The 16,610-nt window shown below is 64.2% G+C and carries 19 protein-coding genes; 10 read left to right on the plus strand and 9 right to left on the minus strand.

Annotated elements, in window-relative coordinates:
* Nucleotides 1-23: 23 nt before the first annotated feature.
* Together CKW39_RS07160 and CKW39_RS07165 are read right to left on the minus strand one after the other, a co-directional pair.
* Nucleotides 24-380, minus strand: coding sequence for a twin-arginine translocase TatA/TatE family subunit (locus CKW39_RS07160; protein WP_095797448.1), 357 nt, complete (start codon nucleotides 378-380; stop codon nucleotides 24-26).
* A 46-nt stretch (nucleotides 381-426) separates the two neighbouring features.
* Complete coding sequence (locus CKW39_RS07165) at nucleotides 427-1,137, minus strand: hypothetical protein (protein WP_238663051.1); 711 nt, start codon at nucleotides 1,135-1,137, stop codon at nucleotides 427-429.
* Nucleotides 1,138-1,401: 264 nt separating this feature from the next.
* Here CKW39_RS07165 and CKW39_RS07170 point away from each other — a divergent pair, with 264 nt between their 5' ends.
* Nucleotides 1,402-2,034 (plus strand): O-methyltransferase, encoded by a 633-nt coding sequence (locus tag CKW39_RS07170; protein WP_095797449.1) that lies wholly within the window; start codon nucleotides 1,402-1,404, stop codon nucleotides 2,032-2,034.
* 171 nt (nucleotides 2,035-2,205) lie between these two features.
* Here CKW39_RS07170 and CKW39_RS07175 read toward each other — a convergent pair whose 3' ends face one another.
* From CKW39_RS07175 to CKW39_RS07185, 3 genes are all read right to left on the minus strand, one after another.
* Nucleotides 2,206-2,373, minus strand: coding sequence for a DUF3117 domain-containing protein (locus CKW39_RS07175; protein ID WP_016997557.1), 168 nt, complete (start codon nucleotides 2,371-2,373; stop codon nucleotides 2,206-2,208).
* A 99-nt stretch (nucleotides 2,374-2,472) separates the two neighbouring features.
* The gene (locus CKW39_RS07180; RefSeq protein ID WP_254049321.1) at nucleotides 2,473-3,738 is read right to left on the minus strand and encodes a hypothetical protein; all 1,266 of its coding nucleotides are present in this window, start codon (nucleotides 3,736-3,738) and stop codon (nucleotides 2,473-2,475) included.
* On the minus strand, nucleotides 3,735-4,517 hold the full coding sequence (locus tag CKW39_RS07185; protein ID WP_095797451.1) for a TIGR00730 family Rossman fold protein: 783 nt from the start codon (nucleotides 4,515-4,517) through the stop codon (nucleotides 3,735-3,737). The genes CKW39_RS07180 and CKW39_RS07185 overlap by 4 nt, the downstream gene beginning before the upstream one ends.
* A 129-nt stretch (nucleotides 4,518-4,646) precedes the next feature.
* Between CKW39_RS07185 and CKW39_RS07190 the strand changes: the two genes are divergently transcribed.
* The 4 genes from CKW39_RS07190 to CKW39_RS07205 all read left to right on the plus strand — a co-directional run bounded on the left by CKW39_RS07190 (nucleotide 4,647) and on the right by CKW39_RS07205 (nucleotide 7,971).
* Nucleotides 4,647-5,444 carry an amino acid ABC transporter ATP-binding protein gene (locus CKW39_RS07190; RefSeq protein WP_095797452.1) on the plus strand — a complete coding sequence of 266 codons (798 nt, stop codon included), beginning with the start codon at nucleotides 4,647-4,649 and terminating at the stop codon, nucleotides 5,442-5,444.
* 72 nt (nucleotides 5,445-5,516) lie between these two features.
* Complete coding sequence (locus tag CKW39_RS07195) at nucleotides 5,517-6,347, plus strand: glutamate ABC transporter substrate-binding protein (protein WP_095797453.1); 831 nt, start codon at nucleotides 5,517-5,519, stop codon at nucleotides 6,345-6,347.
* A gap of 77 nt (nucleotides 6,348-6,424) precedes the next feature.
* A complete protein-coding gene (locus tag CKW39_RS07200) occupies nucleotides 6,425-7,111 on the plus strand; it encodes an amino acid ABC transporter permease (protein WP_095797454.1) in 687 nt (228 codons plus the stop codon).
* Nucleotides 7,108-7,971 (plus strand): amino acid ABC transporter permease, encoded by an 864-nt coding sequence (locus CKW39_RS07205; RefSeq protein WP_238663053.1) that lies wholly within the window; start codon nucleotides 7,108-7,110, stop codon nucleotides 7,969-7,971. The genes CKW39_RS07200 and CKW39_RS07205 overlap by 4 nt, the downstream gene beginning before the upstream one ends.
* 117 nt (nucleotides 7,972-8,088) lie before the next feature.
* Here CKW39_RS07205 and dapE read toward each other — a convergent pair whose 3' ends face one another.
* On the minus strand, nucleotides 8,089-9,195 hold the full coding sequence (gene dapE / locus CKW39_RS07210; RefSeq protein WP_095797455.1) for a succinyl-diaminopimelate desuccinylase: 1,107 nt from the start codon (nucleotides 9,193-9,195) through the stop codon (nucleotides 8,089-8,091).
* A gap of 58 nt (nucleotides 9,196-9,253) precedes the next feature.
* On the opposite strand from dapE, the gene dapD reads away from it, so the two are divergent.
* The 5 genes from dapD (at nucleotide 9,254) to CKW39_RS07235 (ending at nucleotide 13,239) form a co-directional block, all read left to right on the plus strand.
* Nucleotides 9,254-10,225 (plus strand): 2,3,4,5-tetrahydropyridine-2,6-dicarboxylate N-succinyltransferase, encoded by a 972-nt coding sequence (gene dapD, locus CKW39_RS07215; protein ID WP_095797456.1) that lies wholly within the window; start codon nucleotides 9,254-9,256, stop codon nucleotides 10,223-10,225.
* 98 nt (nucleotides 10,226-10,323) lie between these two features.
* A complete protein-coding gene (locus CKW39_RS07220; RefSeq protein ID WP_095797457.1) occupies nucleotides 10,324-11,286 on the plus strand; it encodes a heavy metal transporter in 963 nt (320 codons plus the stop codon).
* 19 nt (nucleotides 11,287-11,305) lie between these two features.
* A complete protein-coding gene (gene galE, locus CKW39_RS07225) occupies nucleotides 11,306-12,322 on the plus strand; it encodes a UDP-glucose 4-epimerase GalE (RefSeq protein ID WP_095797458.1) in 1,017 nt (338 codons plus the stop codon).
* A 38-nt stretch (nucleotides 12,323-12,360) separates the two neighbouring features.
* Nucleotides 12,361-12,918, plus strand: coding sequence for a dihydrofolate reductase family protein (locus tag CKW39_RS07230; protein WP_095797459.1), 558 nt, complete (start codon nucleotides 12,361-12,363; stop codon nucleotides 12,916-12,918).
* Nucleotides 12,919-12,957: 39 nt separating this feature from the next.
* Nucleotides 12,958-13,239, plus strand: a complete 282-nt coding sequence (locus CKW39_RS07235; RefSeq protein ID WP_143469950.1) for a hypothetical protein — start codon at nucleotides 12,958-12,960, stop codon at nucleotides 13,237-13,239.
* A 371-nt stretch (nucleotides 13,240-13,610) separates the two neighbouring features.
* On the opposite strand, the gene CKW39_RS07240 is transcribed toward CKW39_RS07235, so the two are convergent.
* The 3 genes from CKW39_RS07240 to fdxA form a co-directional block, all read right to left on the minus strand.
* Nucleotides 13,611-14,912, minus strand: coding sequence for a citrate synthase (locus CKW39_RS07240; RefSeq protein ID WP_095797461.1), 1,302 nt, complete (start codon nucleotides 14,910-14,912; stop codon nucleotides 13,611-13,613).
* A gap of 174 nt (nucleotides 14,913-15,086) precedes the next feature.
* Complete coding sequence (gene dapC / locus CKW39_RS07245) at nucleotides 15,087-16,232, minus strand: succinyldiaminopimelate transaminase (protein WP_095797462.1); 1,146 nt, start codon at nucleotides 16,230-16,232, stop codon at nucleotides 15,087-15,089.
* A 2-nt stretch (nucleotides 16,233-16,234) separates the two neighbouring features.
* Nucleotides 16,235-16,558 (minus strand): ferredoxin, encoded by a 324-nt coding sequence (fdxA, locus tag CKW39_RS07250; RefSeq protein ID WP_095797463.1) that lies wholly within the window; start codon nucleotides 16,556-16,558, stop codon nucleotides 16,235-16,237.
* Nucleotides 16,559-16,610: the final 52 nt, after the last annotated feature.

Below are 16,610 nucleotides of genomic sequence, written 5' to 3' on the forward strand. Positions count from 1 at the left end.
GAAAACTTACGCGCGAGTGCGGATCACGTGGCTTCCGTGTCGAAGGGGGCACGCTCCCCCGGTTCGAGTCTGCGAACCGTGGGCGCCGCGACCGATGCCGCTTGATAGCCGGGGGTCTGGGGCTCGTCGTCCTCCATGAGGGCCTCGCGCACGATGACGCGGGGGTCGTACTGCCGTGGATCGAGTTTGCGCCAGTCCACGTCCGAGAATTCGGGGCCGAGGGTTTCCCTGAGGTCGTCCTTGGCGCCGGTCGCATAGCGCTTCAAGGACTTGATCAGGTCCTTGAGTTTCTCGGCGTATTCGGGCAGCCGCTCGGGCCCGATGACCACCAGGGCCACCACCAGGATGAGGATGGCTTCTCCGCCAGAAATGCCGAACACTTACTGAACCTACCAACGCCATATGACGCGAACGTGAACGCCGCGTTTACCCAACAATTTCACGCAGCCCGTCCAGCACCGTGGTGCCGAAACCATCCGGTTCGGAACCCGGCAGCGCGACGCGGCCTCGTTCCTCCGCAGCTACAAGGGTAAGAGTACGCGACAGCGTGGACGGGGATGCGTCAGTCATGACCGTGTACACGACATCGTCTCGGGCCATCACGGCGCGCCACGGTTCCGAACGAACGACCCACAGCTGTGTGCCTTCCACGGCGGATTCATGCAGGCCCTCTGCGCTCACGGGCAGGCCGGTCGCACCGTCCACGGGGTTGTCCGGGTTCACGTCACCGCGTTGTTCGATGACCTGGACTCGGTGGTGATCGTTCACCAGGGTGATGGCCACCATGGGTTGTCCGGCCACTTCGCCTTGCACCATGGACTCGACCTGGTAGCCCTCCGATCCCAGGGACGGCAGGGTCCACCCTTCGGCACGCAGGGACTGCGCGTCCGTTTCGGTGGTGGTCTTGATCATGCCGTGACTACCGTTCCAGGCGGCCGCGGCCGGGGGTGCGTCTTCGGCACCGGATCCGTTCAGCTTGTTACCCACCGACCACCCGACGCCTATGAGCAACGCTGCGGTGACGCACAGGGCCACGGTGGTCGCGAACATCACGGTACGGCGCTGGGGGATGCGACGGGTCCGAGTGAGGTTTCGATACAGCGTGCTCAGTGAGGTCTCCCCCTCCCGGACCATCATGGTGGATCGTTGATTTGACGTTGTTATTGTGTGCCGTGAAGCTGACAGGGTTCTGGGTGGTCGCGGGAAAATCTCCCGGCACCCTGGACTCACTTGGGTGACCTACGCACCATGGGCCCGGCGCTCTTCAGCCCGGTCCACCCGTCGAGTCCCGGGTACGCGCGTGGCTCGGGGACCGCGATAAGCTGAACCATCATCACCCGCACGGGCAGGATTGTCGCGGATCGAGACCACAGGGAAGCAGCGAAGGGCACACTAACGTCCATGAGTACGGATAAGACCACTAGCTGGGCCTATTGCGAGGCTTACGCCACGGACGACGAAAGCGCGTACCGTGCCCGCGAGCGCTCCCTCGCCCTCCGACTCGACCCGGTCACCCCCGCGACCGCGGCGCTGCTCACGGTCCTGGCGGCGTCGTCCCGCCCGGCCACCGTGGTCGAGGTAGGAACGGGTGCCGGTGTCTCCGGCCTGTCGCTGTTGCGCGGTATGCCGTCAAATTCCGTGCTGACCACGATCGACACGGACATCCGTGCCTTGCGTGCCGCGCGTGATACCTTCCGCGAGGCCGGTTTCGAAACCAAACGGACCCGCACCATTTCCGGTGCGGCCTCGCTGGTGCTCCCGCGATTGACCGAGAACTCCTACGACATGGTGTTCCTGGACGCGGACCTCGCCAACACCGCCGAGTACGTGATCGAGGGTGCACGGCTGCTGCGCCGCGGCGGCATGTTGATCGTCAACGATGCTCTGCACCAAGACCGGGTGTCGCAACCGGCCCACCGCGACGAGGACACTGTGATCATGCGCGACGTGGTACGTACCCTGCGCGGCGAGGACCGTCTGGCGAGCACCCTGCTTCCCACCGGTACCGGCGTGCTGCTGGCCGTGCGCCGCTGATCGTCGGTCCCGGGCCTAACCCCTCAACGGGCCGGCATCTGCACCGCGCCACCGTTGAAACGGGCTTCGGCTGGACTCAGTTGACCCGCAGCGAACACCACATACCTCGAGGGTCCACACACGATGCGTGTGTGGACCCTCGAGGTATGTGATGCGGTGTTGAACCGTCCGTTACTCGGTCACCTTGGCGAGGCACTCGCGAAGCTCCGTGGCTTCGTTGGCCTTCAGCTCCACCACCAGGCGCCCGCCACCTTCCAGGGGGACTCGCATGATGAGGCTGCGCCCCTCCTTGGTGACTTCCATCGGTCCGTCACCGGTTCTAGGCTTCATGGCCGCCATATATGAACTCCTCTTCGTGTGTACCTACGGATTCCATCTTATCGAACACTGACCGGCCGCCGTGACCAGCCCCACCTTCGGAGCCGCCGACCAGGGCCGTTACGGCGGGAAATCGCCGCCGCCGGGCAGCTGTTTCCAGTGCCACAGCCACCCCACCCACACGAACTGCAGGATGGCTCCGGTAATGATGAGCAGCGTTCGATACGCCTTGGAATCGGACACATGGACCAGCGGCCCGGCCAGCAGGGCCCACGGGAGCAACAGTCGGAACGTGGAGGACTGCGGATGAAGGACCAAAAGGAGGTATCCGCCGTACGCCGCGATCCACACCCGGGCGAAGAACGGCAGGGCCTCCTTCACCACGCGGGATCGCAGCATCAGAACTACCGCGGCGACCAGCACTACGGGGGCCAGAACCCCGGCGACCGGACCGAAGAGATTCACACCCCGGTCCACCCACGGCAGGATCGGGATCACCCGGTCGTCACCGCGCCAAGCCGTTTCCGTGTCGGTGTACGCGGTGAGCTCCCCCGTGACGGCCCACGCGATGGCGGGCCAGCTCAGGGCCGCGGCGCACGCGATGAGGGTCACCACGAGCCAGCGGTCCGCGCATCGGTACCACTTCCGTTCACGACGCCGCACACTCACCACGCTGCGCCACAGCCACCACACGCCCAGGGCTGCGGCGAAGGCCACTCCCGTGGGCCGGGTGAGTGCCATGAGTACGGTGAACACTCCGGCCGGTAGGGCCTTGTCTCGCAGCACCGACAGGATGGCCAGGCTCAAGAACAGCAGGTGCAACGCCTCCGAGTACGGCGTCTGAAGCACCGGCGCCACGGGGTTGAAGGCGAAGACTCCTACCGCCCACAGCGGCGCCTTGCCCACGTTGTTGGCCCAGCGCGATTCGCGGAGAGCCGGAACGCCGTCGAAAATTTTGTAGAGCACCAGGGCCGCCCCGAAGCCCGCGAGCAGCGAGATCGTGGCGGCCGTGAGTGCCCACCCGGTTCCCGTGACGGCATCGATGCCGCGGGCCAGGAAGGGCTGCACTGGATAAAAGGCCCACTGATTCTGCTCAGCGTGACCGAAGACATCGCGGGGAATCTGGGCAGGGTATCCCTCCGAGAAGATCCGGCGGTACCAGTCCGAATCCCAGATGTCCACGAACTGCAGATAGCCCATGGCACCCTGGCCCCAGGGCCCGGGCCCCTGCTGACGCCCCACGACCGTGAAGACGATCCAGCCCCACACCCTGGACAGTCCATAGACGAGTACCACCGCGAGCCACCATGGTGTGATCTCCCAGGCGCGTTGCAGCGAAGTTCCTATCCGAGATCGTTGCGCTGTGGCCACGGACGTAGTGCTCATGCGCCGGAACCGTTGGACGCCGCATGCGCCTCGATCAAGATGTTCACCGCCTGCTCCACGCTGTCCGTGACGTGGAAAAGTTCCAGATCATCGGGAGCGATCTTGAGGTCCCGGGTCACGATCTGCTCCAACCAGGCAACCAACGGCGACCAGAATGCCGTGCCCATGAGGATCACCGGGAAACGCGTGACCTTGCCCGTTTGCACCAGAGTGAGCGCTTCGAAGAGCTCGTCCATGGTGCCGAAACCACCCGGGAGCACCACGAACCCCTGCGTGTACTTCACGAACATGGTCTTCCGGGCGAAGAAATAGCGGAAGTTGATGCCCAGATCGACCCAGTCATTGAGCCGCTGCTCGTGGGGCAGCTCGATCCCGAGCCCGACCGATTGAGCGCCCACGTCCACCGCACCACGGTTGGCCGCCTCCATGACTCCCGGGCCTCCGCCGGTCACGACCGCGTAACCGGCGCGCCCGAGGGCCTGGCCGATCTCACGAGCAGTTCGGTATTCCGGGTGCTCCTGCGGTGTGCGTGCCGAACCGAAGACGGAGACCGCGGGACCCAGTGTTGCCAGGGCGTCGAACCCCTCCACGAACTCCGCTTGGATGCGCAGCACCCGCCACGGATCAGTACGCGTGAAATCGCCCGGAACTTCCGGGCGCTGATCCAAGAACCGCTGATCAGAGGTGCGTCGTGCCATTTCCGAACGGCGCAGCACCACGGGACCTTTGAACCGCTCGGGTGGAACCTGATCTGGACTGGAGTCAGAGGGAATGGTCATGGCTCCAGGCTACGGGGTGCCTGGGACACGCACAGGCGTGCACCGCGCCATCAAAATGAAACCGAACTTTAACATTCGGTCTTGTGTTGTAGACCACATTTGGTCAATCCGTGCACTACTTTTACTTGCATGTCACACTCAACCGCCTCCACCGACACCGATCCAGGCGCCGGGGCCGGAACGCGCACCGGAGAGCCCCTGGTCCGACTGTCACACGTGGACAAGCACTTCGGAGACCTTCACGTACTCAAAGACATCAACCTGGAAGTCTCCGCCGGCGAGGTGGTCATCGTCATCGGTCCCTCCGGTTCCGGGAAGTCCACCCTGTGCCGGGCCATCAACCGTTTGGAAGCCATTGACAGCGGTGAGATCACCGTGGATGGCAAAGTTCTACCCAAGGAAGGCCGCGCGCTCGCGAAACTCCGCGCTGACGTGGGCATGGTCTTCCAGTCCTTCAACCTGTTCGCACACAAGTCCGTGTTGCAGAACGTCACCCTTGGCCCCATGCGCGTGCGCGGAGCTAGCAAGAAAAAGGCCGAAGAACGGGCCATGGAACTGCTCAACCGGGTGGGAGTGGGAAATCAGGCGAACAAGCTGCCCGCCCAGCTCTCCGGTGGTCAGCAACAGCGTGTGGCCATTGCCCGGGCGCTGGCCATGGACCCCAAGGTCATGCTTTTCGATGAACCAACCTCAGCCCTGGACCCCGAGATGATCAACGAGGTCCTGGACACCATGGTTTCTCTGGCCAAGGCCGGCATGACCATGGTCGTGGTCACCCACGAGATGGGCTTCGCCCGCCGTGCGGCGGACCGCGTGGTGTTCATGGCGGACGGCGCAATCGTCGAAGAAAACACCCCGGAAGAGTTTTTCACCAATCCGCGCAGTGACCGTGCCAAGGACTTCCTCGGCAAGGTTCTGGGTCACTGATGCCTCAGCACCACTGATCACAGCGCACCTCACACTCTATTTAAGGAGCACCCCGTGAAGTACGGAAAATCAATGACCCTTGCGGCCCTGGCCGCAACCACAGCCCTGACCCTGACCGCGTGCGGTGGCAATGACGACGGCGGCGGTGGGGAATCATCTGGCGGCGACGGCGAATCGGTCCGCATCGGCATCAAGTACGACCAGCCCGGCCTGGGTTTCAAGGACGGCGAGGAATACACCGGTTTCGACGTGGACGTAGCCAAGTACGTCGCCAAGGAACTGGGCTACTCCGAGGACCAGATCGAATGGGTTGAATCGCCGTCGGCCAATCGCGAGAACATGCTCTCCAACGACCAGGTCGACATGATTTTCGCGACCTATTCCATCACCGACAAGCGCAAGGAATCCGTGGCGTTCGCGGGGCCGTACTTCGTGGCCGGTCAGGACCTTTTGGTCAGCCAGGACAACACGGACATCAAGGGCCCCGAGGACCTCGAGGGTAAGAACCTCTGCTCGGTCACCGGCTCGACCTCCGCGCAGAAGATCAAGGACCAGTACGCCGGCACCGTGAACCTCGTGGAACAGGGTGGCTACGCGGACTGCGTGACCATTCTGGGCTCCGGGGGCGTGGACGCCGTCACCACCGATGACATCATCCTGGCAGGCCTGGCCGCCACGGACGCCAACTCCGGCAAGTTCAAGGTGGTGGGCAACCCGTTCACGGAAGAGAAGTACGGCGTGGGCCTGCCCAAGGACTCGGACAAGTGCCAGGCCATCAATGATGCGATCACCAAGATGGTTGAGGACGGCGCGTGGGAAGAAGCCGTCACCAAGAACACCGAGGGCGCTGACTACAAGTACAACGAGGATTTGAACCCGCCCACTCCCGATGCTTGCGCCTGATCGATTGACTGACCCGCACCCGGTGGGGATCCCAACAGATTCCTACGGAACCCCACCGGGTACAACGGGAGGAAAACGTGTCCGAATACCTCAGTGACTACGCTTCACTGTTATCCCAGTACGACGTGCTGGGTGCTTTTTGGGTCAATATCCAACTGACCTTCTGGGCCGCGATCGGCTCCATGGTGCTCGGCAGTGTCCTGGCGCTCATGCGCATCAGCCCGCCGGCCTCCATGCGTGCCGTGGGCGCCGCCTACGTGACCCTGATCCGCAATACTCCGCTGACCATCATCCTGGTGTTCCTGGTTCTGGGCGTGTGGTCGCAACTGACCATCAGTTTCACCGACGACTTCAACCAGAACTTCTTCATCTACGCCGTGATCGGCCTGAGCATCTATCACGCGGCGTTCGTGTGCGAGGCCATTCGATCCGGGGTCAACACCGTTCCCGCGGGGCAGGCGGAAGCGGCTCGGGCGATCGGCCTGAGCTTCCTACCGGCGGCCCGGTTGATCATCTTCCCGCAGGCTCTGCGCGGGGCCATCACACCGCTGGGTAACACCCTGATCGCGCTGACCAAAAACACCACGGTGGCCGCGGCGGCGTCCGTCACGGAGATTTCCGCGCTCATGAAAACCATGATCGAGTTCCGCCCGGACGTGATCATTGCGGTGTTCCTCACCGTGGCGTTGGGATTCGTGATCATCGTGATACCCGTGGGTCTGTTGACCACGTGGCTGTCGCAGAAATTGGCGGTGAAGCGATGAGCACGTCCGTACTCTTCGATGTTCAAGGTCCACGGGCCAAGCGCGTCACCATGATCCTCAATGTGGTGGCCGTGCTCGTGGTCGCAGTCCTGGTGTGGCTGGTGGTTCAGAAACTGGGAGAACAGGGTCAGCTGGATGCGGAGAAGTGGACTGCGTTGTTCACCGAACGCACCTGGAGCAACTTTTTCATTCCCGGCCTGCTCGACACCCTCAGGGCTGCGACCCTGGCCGTCGTGGGATCCGTCATTTTCGGTTTGATCTTCGGCCTGGGACGCCTCTCCAGTGTGTGGATCCTGCGTGCGGTGTCCACCGTGGTGGTTGAGTTCTTCCGCGCGGTACCCGTGCTGGTCATGATGATTTTCTTCTACCTGGGGCTGGCACGCACCGGGCTGATTCAGCCGTCGAACACACCGTTCTGGGCCGTGGTCATCGCGTTGATCCTCTACAACGGCTCGGTCATCGCGGAGCTCGTGCGCTCGGGTGTCTACCAATTGCCCAAGGGCCAGCGGGAAGCCGGTTTGGCCGTGGGACTCACACCATCCCAAGCGCTGCGAAGCATCCTGCTGCCCCAGGCACTCACGGCCATGTTGCCCTCGCTCGTCTCTCAGTTCGTGGTGATCCTCAAGGACACCGCCCTGGGTTACATCATCACCTACCCCGAGCTGCTCGCTTCCGCGCGCCGACTGGGTTCCGGTGACGGCAACATTCTGCAGACTCTGCTGCTGGCCGCAGTGGTGTTCATGATCATCAACTCGGCTCTGACGTTCCTCGCGGGGAGGCTCTCACGCTTGCTCAGCTACCGCACCTCCGGCAAGACCCGGCCCCTCCACGAGGCCGCGGCGGGTGACGAGACCGGCTGAGCCGGCCGAGCGTCGTCGTCGTCGAATCAAATGAGAACACCAGGAAATCAACGCAGCGAAAGGGCCTCGGAAGCCGAGAGCTTCCGAGGCCCTTTCGTCACTCATGCGGAAAAGTGACTAGGACAGCCACTCCGCGAGCGCCCGGTAGCACTCGCGCACGGCGTCGTCGAAGACGTGCTCGTCATCCGTGTGGGCCAGCAGTGCGTCCCCGGGGCCGAAGTTCACCGCCGGCACGCCCGCCTCCGAGAACCGGGCCACGTCCGTCCAGCCGTACTTGGGCATCGGCTCCTGACCCACGGCCGCGACGAACTGCGCCGCGGCGGGCCGATCGAGCCCGGGCCGGGCAGCCGGAGACAGATCCTGGAAGTCCAGCTCATAGCCCGTGAAGACTTCGCGCACGTGGTCCTGCGCCTGCTGCAGAGTCTTGTCCGGGGCGAAGCGGAAGTTGATGTCGACCCACGCGCAGTCCGGGATCACGTTGCCGGCCACTCCCCCGCCGACCCGGATCGCGTTGAGGCCCTCGCGGTAGTCCAAACCTTCCACGGTGATGGTTCGGGGCTCGTAGGCGGCCAACCGCGCAAGGACGTCGGCCTGCTTGTGGATCGCATTCTCTCCGATCCACGCGCGGCCCGAGTGCGCGGCCTTGCCGGCCGTGGTGATGCGGAAACGCATGGTGCCGTTGCAGCCGCCCTCCACCGTGCCATTGGTCGGTTCGAGCAGCACCGCGAAATCGGCCTCCAGTAACTCGGGACTGTTGCGCATGAGTCGGCCCAGTCCGCTGGCGTCGCTGGCGACTTCTTCATGGTCGTAAAAGACAAAGGTGATGTCCCGGTTGGGGTCGGTCAACGCGTTCGCGAGCGCGAGCTGGACCGCCACCCCACCCTTCATGTCGGTGGTGCCTCGTCCGTAGATCACGTCTCGCTCGGATTCCCGACGCCGCACAGACGGCACCGTGCCCAGCGAGCCTTCCACGGTGGGCAGGGGCACGGTGTCCAGGTGGCCGGCCAGGACCACGCGCTCGTCACGGCCGAGATTGGTCCGGGCCACGATGGAGTCCCCGTTGCGGTGCACCTCGAGGTGCGGCAGCTGACGCAGGGCGGTTTCCACGGCGTCCGCGAGGGGACCCTCATGATCGGACACCGATTCCACGTCCACGAGTGCCGCGGTGAGATCGGCCGGGTCCATAGTGAGGTCGAGTTCGATGGGTGTGGTGGTGGAGTCCATGCGAGCCAGCCTAGTCACCTTCGCCTCACACCGTGGCGGACATCCTAGGATGGTGCTCATGACTTCAACGAGCGAGAGCACCGAAACTTCCCGCACCGCATCCGGCGTAGGCCTGGCCACCGTGGTCGATTCCGGTCCCAAGGCCGGCACCGTCCTGGATGTCTTCTACCCGGCTCCCGCGCTGAGCCCCAACGCTGACACATCCTTCGAGGCCGACCTGCGCGTGGCCGCGACCACCGATCCCGATCGCAACGTACGTTCCGAGATCGTCACCACCGTGATCGATCTCGACGCCGCCCCCGCCGACGCCGCGGACGCCTACCTTCGTTTGCACGTCCTGTCCCACCGCTTGGCCAAGCCCAACACCATCAACATGGACGGCGTGTTCGGCCAGTTGGCCAACGTGGCCTGGACCAGCCGCGGCCCCGTGCTCGCCGAGGAACTGACCACCGCGCTCGTGCGACTGCGCGCCGGTGGGCACGTGACCGTGTTCGGTGTGGACAAGTTCCCCCGCATGGTGGACTACGTGGTTCCCACCGGTGTGCGCATCGGTGACGCGGACCGTGTGCGCCTGGGTGCCTACCTGGGCGAGGGCACCACCGTAATGCACGAGGGCTTCGTGAACTTCAACGCGGGCACCCTGGGATCCGCAATGGTCGAGGGCCGCATTTCCGCAGGTGTCGTGGTCAACGACCACACCGACATCGGCGGCGGTGCCTCCATCATGGGCACCCTGTCCGGTGGCGGCAAGCAGCGCATCACCCTGGGCCAGCGCTGCCTCCTGGGTGCGAATGCGGGTGTGGGCATCTCCCTCGGCGACGACTGCGTGGTCGAGGCCGGCCTGTACGTCACCGCCGGTACCCGCGTAACCCTGCTGGAAGCCCGCGCCGATTCCCGCGTGGTCAAGGCCTCCGAGCTGTCCGGGATCTCCAACCTGCTCTTCCGCCGTAATTCGACCAACGGCGCGGTCGAGGCGCTGCCGCGCGAAGGTGGAGCCATTGAGCTCAACCCCGCCCTGCACGCCAACTAGGAACACCCACTGAAGCCGGTGAGCCCGCGGCACCTCCGAGCGAGGTGCCGCGGGCTCGGCGATACACTCGACTCTTCAGCAGCCTACTCCGGGGAATCATGTCTTCCACTTCGTCCGGTCGTCGCCGCCATGCCGCGCTTCACCTGATCCTGATCATCGTGCTGATCTGCGCCTTGATCGCGGCCGCCCTGTACGTGGGGTTCAACCTGATCGCCGGTAAACCCGCGGTCGGCGATCCCCGGTGCACGGTGGTCGCTGCGGACGGCACCAAACACACGTTCACCCCGGAACAAACCCTCAATGCCTCGATCGTCTCCGCCGAGGCGCTCGCGCGGGACCTGGACGACCGGGCCTCCGTGATTGCACTGGCCACCGCACAGCAAGAGTCGGAACTGGTCAACATCGACTACGGCGACCGCGATTCCGTGGGACTTTTCCAGCAGCGGCCCTCCCAGGGTTGGGGGACCGTCGAAGAAATCATGGATCCCCATTACTCCACGGTGGCCTTCTACAACCACCTGGTGCACGTGGACTACCACTCGATGTCCGTGACGCAGGCGGCCCAGGCCGTGCAGCAATCCGGTGTGCCGGACGGTTACGCCAAACACGAGGGCAGCTCCACCGCCCTCACGGACGCCTTCCACGGGACACAGCCCGCGCTGCTCAACTGCGTGCTGGACCCGGTGGAGAAGTCCCCCTCGACCTCGAATGGTGCCGCTTCCGCAGAGCAGCGCGCGGATTCGACGACCGTCGGATTGCAACGGGACTACGGCGACACCTTGGGTGAGGTGCGCGCAGAGGGTGAGAGCGCCGTCGTCGAACCCGAGGATCCCGAGGCCGGCTGGGCCGCCGCTCACTGGGCCGTGGCCAATGCCGAACGCTTGGGCATCACGCGCGTGAGTTACGAGGGGCAGACCTGGGACCGTGAGCACCAGACCTCCACGCGCTTCTCCCCGGTGCCCGGGTGGGAGTCCGCGGCTGAGTTGACCGACGAGGGCCAAGCTGCGCCGCCGTCCACACAAGTGGTGATCAGTACTGCAACAAGCCAGGATCCAGCCTGAACTGATTAAGCTGGTGCCCATGAAGATTCTCGTGACCGGGGGAACCGGCTATATCGGCTCGCACACTGTTCTGGCACTGCTTGAGGCAGGCCACGACGTGGTGGTGTTGGACAATCTCTCCAACTCGTCCAAGACGTCCCTGGAACGGGTCCAGGAACTGGCCGGCCGCGAGATCACTGCGTTCGAAGAGGTCGACTTACTGGACCGCGCCGGGCTCGACCGCGTGTTCGCTCGTCATCGCCCCCAGGCCGTCATCCACTTTGCGGGCCTCAAGGCCGTGGGCGAATCCAACGAGAAGCCGTTGTGGTACTACACGAACAATGTGTCCGGCACCGTGAACCTGCTGTGGGCCATGGATGAGAACGATTGCCGCTCCATCGTGTTCTCGTCCTCGGCCACCGTGTACGGCGCGCCCGAGACCATGCCGCTCACCGAGAAGCAGAACATGGACGCGCAGAACCCGTACGGACGCACCAAGGAGCACATCGAGGACATGCTCGCGGACCTCGCCGCGTCCGACGACCGCTGGGCCGTGGCGCTGCTGCGCTACTTCAACCCGGTGGGTGCGCACGAATCCGGCCGGATCGGCGAGGATCCCTCGGGTATTCCCAACAACCTGATGCCGTTCGTGGCGCAGGTTGCCGTGGGCCGCCGCGAGAAGCTCATGGTCTTCGGCGATGACTACCCCACTCCGGACGGCACCGGCGTGCGCGATTACATCCACGTGGTGGACCTCGCGGACGGTCACCTCAAGGCGCTGGACCGCATTAGCCAGGACCCCGGAGTGCACGTCTGGAACCTGGGCACCGGCCGCGGTTACTCCGTGCTCGAGGTCCGCGACGCATTCCAGAAGGCATCGGGGCGCGACATCGCCTACGAGATCGCACCCCGCCGCGCCGGTGACGCCGCCGTGTCCTACGCCGACCCCTCCTCCGCTCTGGCCGAACTGGGCTGGTCCGCGGACCGCGACATGGACACCATGTGCCGCGATCACTGGAACTGGCAGAAGAACAACCCCAACGGTTACGACGGCTGACCCTTCCCGAATGCTCGCCCCGGGCGTACCCTGGGGCCATGAGACCGCTCAGGTACTCCGTCAACGTCACGTTGGACGGCTGTGTAGATCATATGGCGGCCGTTCCTGACGAAGAACTTCACCGCCGTGCGGCGGAGACCCTTGCACGAGCGGACGCCCTCATTTTCGGCAGGGTGACCTATCAGATGATGGAAGAAGCATGGCGCCGCGACCCGGTCACGGGTACGTGGGGCGAGTGGATCGTGCCGTGGATGGAGCCGTTCGCGAAGACCATCGACTCGGCCAAGAAGTACGTGGTCTCAAGCACTCTGGACAGCCTCGACTGGAACTCCGAATTCCTGCGGGGTGATCCGGGCGAAGCCGTCCGCGCTCTCAAGGAGGAACCCGGCGAAGGGCTGTTCGTCGGTGGCGTGACATTACCGCTGACGCTGGCTGATCTGGGATTGATCGACGAATACGAGTTGGTCGTCCACCCACGGGTGATCGGCCACGGCCCCACGCTGTTCGCAGGGTTGTCCAAACCCCTGGACCTCCGACTCGTTGACCGCGTCGAGTACAAGTCCGGCGCTGTCGCGATGCGCTACGAACCTTGTTAGTTTCTATTCGTACGCATAGGGCTATCAGGGAGAACAAACTTGTCTTTGGACAAACGCCAGGAGCTACAGGCTGAACTCGATGCGGTCAATGCCGAAATCCAGGAGCATCCGTTGAGTTCCGAGCGCGCCAAGGCCGCGAACGACCTCATGGACCGGCACGACGGCGACGACGAAGCCGCCATCGATCGCGATCTCGCCGCTCACGACCTCCCCTCTCGCAAGGAACTGGCAAAGATGGTCAGCCTGCGGATGTTCAGCTGGAGCCGCCTGCATCGTAAACAGGTGAAACTTGAGAAGAAGCTCGCTGATCTGAACGATTAGTCTCGTCGCGCTGCTCGCCGTGTCCCCTGGAATGCATGCCGCACTGTGCGCCGCTGGAACCCTCACGGACACCTCCTGCGCCCCAAGAACCCTTCTCCGCCCCTCCAAGGGTTCCAACGACACCTCAGGTGCGACGCACGGCCCTAACGTCCCCTCACAAGCACACCGCCCCATGCGCCGCTGGAACCCTCACGGACACCTCCTGCGCCGCAAGAACCCTTCTCCGCCCCTCCAAGGGTTCCAACGACACCTCAGGTGCGGCGCACGGCCCTAACGTCCCCTCACACGCAGGCCGCAGCGCACCGCCGCACAGCAGAACACCCCGCCTCCGACCTGAGTCGGTGACGGGGTGTTCTACTGAAGCGTGGCGCTTAGTTGGAGGTCGGGTAGTGGCGCTCGCCCTCGCCCACGTAGAGCTGGCGCGGGCGGCCGATCTTGGTCTCCGGATCCTCGATCATCTCGCGCCACTGGGCGATCCAGCCCGGCAGGCGGCCGATGGCGAAGAGCACGGTGAACATCTTCTCGGGGAAGCCCATGGCCTTGTAGATCAGGCCGGTGTAGAAGTCGACGTTCGGGTACAGCTTGCGCTCCACGAAGTAGTCGTCCGCAAGGGCCTTCTCTTCCATGCTCATGGCAAGGTCAAGCATCTCGTTGTTGCCACCCAGCTTGGCCAGGACGTCGTGGGCGTAGCCCTTGATGATCTTGGCGCGCGGGTCGTAGTTCTTGTACACGCGGTGTCCGAAGCCCATGAGGCGGACGCCGTCTTCCTTGTTCTTGACCTTCTCCATGAACTCGTCTGCGGACAGGCCGCGGTTCTGGATCTGGTCAAGCATGTGCAGCACCGACTCGTTGGCGCCGCCGTGCAGCGGGCCGTAGAGGGCGTTGATGCCCGCGGAGACGGAAGCGAACATGTTGGCGTGCGAGGAGCCCACCAGGCGCACGGTGGAGGTGGAGCAGTTCTGCTCGTGGTCCGCGTGCAACATGAGCAGAATGTCCAGGGTCTTGGCGACCACCGGGTCCACCTCGTAGTCCTCGGCGGGCACGCCGAAGCACATGCGCAGGAAGTTCTCCGCGTAGTTGAGCTTGTTCTGGGGGTAGAGCTGCGGCTCACCCATGGACTTCTTGAACGCGTATGCGGCCAGGGTGGGGACCTTGGCGAGCAAGCGGATGGTGGAGATCTCCACCTGTTCCTTGTCGAACGGATCCAGGGAGTCCGAGTAGAACGTGGACAGCGCGGACACGGCCGAGGACAGCACGGGCATGGGGTGCGCGGAACGCGGGAAACCGTTGAAGAACATCTTGATGTCTTCGTGGACCATGGTGTGTGTGGTGATGCGGTGCTCGAAGTCCTCGTACTCTTCGCGCGTGGGCAGCTCACCGTAGATCAGGAGGTAGGCGGTCTCCACAAAGTTGGAGTGCTCCGCCAGTTCCTCGATCGGGTAACCGCGGTAACGAAGAATCCCGTTGTTGCCGTCGATGTAGGTGACCTGGGACCTGGTGTTGGCCGTATTCATGAAGCCCGGGTCGTAGGTCACGTTGCCGGTTTCCTTGAGCAACGAACCCAGACCGTAGCCCTGGTTGCCTTCGGTGACTTCCAGGACGGGCAGCTCCAATGCCTTGCCGTCCTGATAGTTCAGTTCAACCTTCTGGGCGTTCTTCTTGGCCTCTGCCATGGTGTTGTCCTCCACGGTTTGCTTGGGTGCCCCGCGAGCTGTTCGCGGTCCCGTTCACGGCAACAACTTCGTTTCCGTGACTGTCACGCACATAATGGGACACAGTTTGATCATCATCTAACCTACCCCGTGGTGTGGCGTAGGTTCCACTCATTCGACATGCGATGAGTGTGGTTACACGGCCTCGCGCAGTCGTGCTACAGCGGCATCGATCCGCTCGTCACTGGCGGTCATGGACAGTCGCACGTAGCCGTTTCCGGCGTCCCCGTAGAACGTTCCGGGGCCCACCACGATGCCCAGTTCGGCAAAGCGACCCACAGTGTCCCAGGTGTCCTCCCCCGCGGTTCCCCACAGGTACAGACCGGCCTCGGAATGGTCGATGCGCAGCCCGAAAGCCTCCACGGCGGGCAACAACTTGGCGCGACGGTCACGGTAGAGCGCCTTCTGGGACGCCACGTGGGCGTCGTCGGCGAGAGCCACTCGCATGGCCTCCTGCACGGGATACGGCACGATCATGCCCGCGTGCTTGCGCGAATTGATCAGCGACGGCATCAGTTCGGGGTCACCGGCCAAGAACGCTGCACGGTAGCCCGCGAGGTTCGACTGCTTGGACAGCGAGTACGCGCTCAGCACGAGCGACAGGTCTCCCCCGGTCACGCGCTCGTCCAGCACGGACGGTACGGGTTCGCCGCCTTCGGCCACGTCCCAATCGCCCCAGCCCAGTTCGGCGTAGCACTCGTCCGAAACGACCACGGCACCCTGCGCACGCGCCTGGTCCACGATCTTCTTCAGGCTCGCAGCGTCACGCACGATTCCGGTGGGGTTACCCGGCGAATTGACCCACACCATGCGCACACGAGAGCGAATCTCCGGCTCCAGGTCGTCCAGGTCATCGGCGGCCACGGCCTCGGCGCCGGCCAGCTGCGCCCCGATGTCATAGGTGGGGTACGCGACGGTCGGACGCGCGACGACGTCGCCCGGGCCCAGTCCCAGCAACAGCGGCAGCCACGCGACCAATTCCTTGGAACCCACGGTGGGCATCACGGCGGCCGGGTCCAGATGGGCGACGCCGCGGCGTCGGGAGTACCAGTCCACGATCGCCTCGCGCAGCGCGGGCGTTCCGTGCGTAGTGGGATAGCCGGGCGCGTCCGAGGCGGCCGCGAGCGCATCCTGGACCACGAGCGGCGTGGGATCCACGGGCGTGCCGATGGACAGGTCCACGGTGCCGCCCGGGTGCTCAGCCGCGCGCTGGCGATAGAGCGCGAGCGAGTTCCACGGGTAATCCGGCAGATCCAGACCGAAGGCGCGCTGCTGCGTCACGGTCAGTCCTGGTTCTGCGGGGGCAGCACGGCGATGATCGGGTGATCCTTACCGGTGTTGCCCAGCTTGGCGGCACCGCCCGGGGAACCCAGGTCATCGAAGAACTCCACGTTGGCCTTGTAGTACTCGGCCCATTCCTCCGGGGTGTCGTCCTCGTAGTAGATGGCTTCCACGGGGCACACCGGTTCGCACGCGCCGCAGTCCACGCACTCGTCCGGGTGGATGTACAGGGAGCGTTCTCCCTCGTAGATGCAGTCCACGGGACATTCTTCGACGCATGCCTTGTCCTTGACGTCCACACAAGGCTGAGCGATCACGTATGTCACGGTAAACGTACCTTTCCTGGTTCGAGGGGATCAGCCAACAGTCTAACCGCGT

It is taken from the genome of Kocuria sp. WRN011 (assembly GCF_002295155.1).
GTDB lineage: Bacteria > Actinomycetota > Actinomycetes > Actinomycetales > Micrococcaceae > Kocuria > Kocuria carniphila.

Excerpts from the sequence above, each read along its gene's own strand:
- CKW39_RS07205 (WP_238663053.1), top strand. The coding sequence starts at position 7,108 with ATGAGCACGTCCGTACTCTTCGATGTTCAAGGTCCACGGGCCAAGCGC.
- CKW39_RS07180 (WP_254049321.1), bottom strand. The coding sequence starts at position 3,738 with ATGAGCACTACGTCCGTGGCCACAGCGCAACGATCTCGGATAGGAACT.
- CKW39_RS07220 (WP_095797457.1), top strand. The coding sequence starts at position 10,324 with ATGTCTTCCACTTCGTCCGGTCGTCGCCGCCATGCCGCGCTTCACCTG.
- dapD (WP_095797456.1), top strand. The coding sequence starts at position 9,254 with ATGACTTCAACGAGCGAGAGCACCGAAACTTCCCGCACCGCATCCGGC.
- CKW39_RS07195 (WP_095797453.1), top strand. The coding sequence starts at position 5,517 with ATGACCCTTGCGGCCCTGGCCGCAACCACAGCCCTGACCCTGACCGCG.
- galE (WP_095797458.1), top strand. The coding sequence starts at position 11,306 with ATGAAGATTCTCGTGACCGGGGGAACCGGCTATATCGGCTCGCACACT.
- CKW39_RS07170 (WP_095797449.1), top strand. The coding sequence starts at position 1,402 with ATGAGTACGGATAAGACCACTAGCTGGGCCTATTGCGAGGCTTACGCC.
- CKW39_RS07175 (WP_016997557.1), bottom strand. The coding sequence starts at position 2,373 with ATGGCGGCCATGAAGCCTAGAACCGGTGACGGACCGATGGAAGTCACC.
- CKW39_RS07230 (WP_095797459.1), top strand. The coding sequence starts at position 12,361 with ATGAGACCGCTCAGGTACTCCGTCAACGTCACGTTGGACGGCTGTGTA.
- CKW39_RS07240 (WP_095797461.1), bottom strand. The coding sequence starts at position 14,912 with ATGGCAGAGGCCAAGAAGAACGCCCAGAAGGTTGAACTGAACTATCAG.
- CKW39_RS07165 (WP_238663051.1), bottom strand. The coding sequence starts at position 1,137 with ATGATGGTCCGGGAGGGGGAGACCTCACTGAGCACGCTGTATCGAAAC.
- CKW39_RS07190 (WP_095797452.1), top strand. The coding sequence starts at position 4,647 with ATGTCACACTCAACCGCCTCCACCGACACCGATCCAGGCGCCGGGGCC.
- CKW39_RS07185 (WP_095797451.1), bottom strand. The coding sequence starts at position 4,517 with ATGACCATTCCCTCTGACTCCAGTCCAGATCAGGTTCCACCCGAGCGG.
- dapE (WP_095797455.1), bottom strand. The coding sequence starts at position 9,195 with ATGGACTCCACCACCACACCCATCGAACTCGACCTCACTATGGACCCG.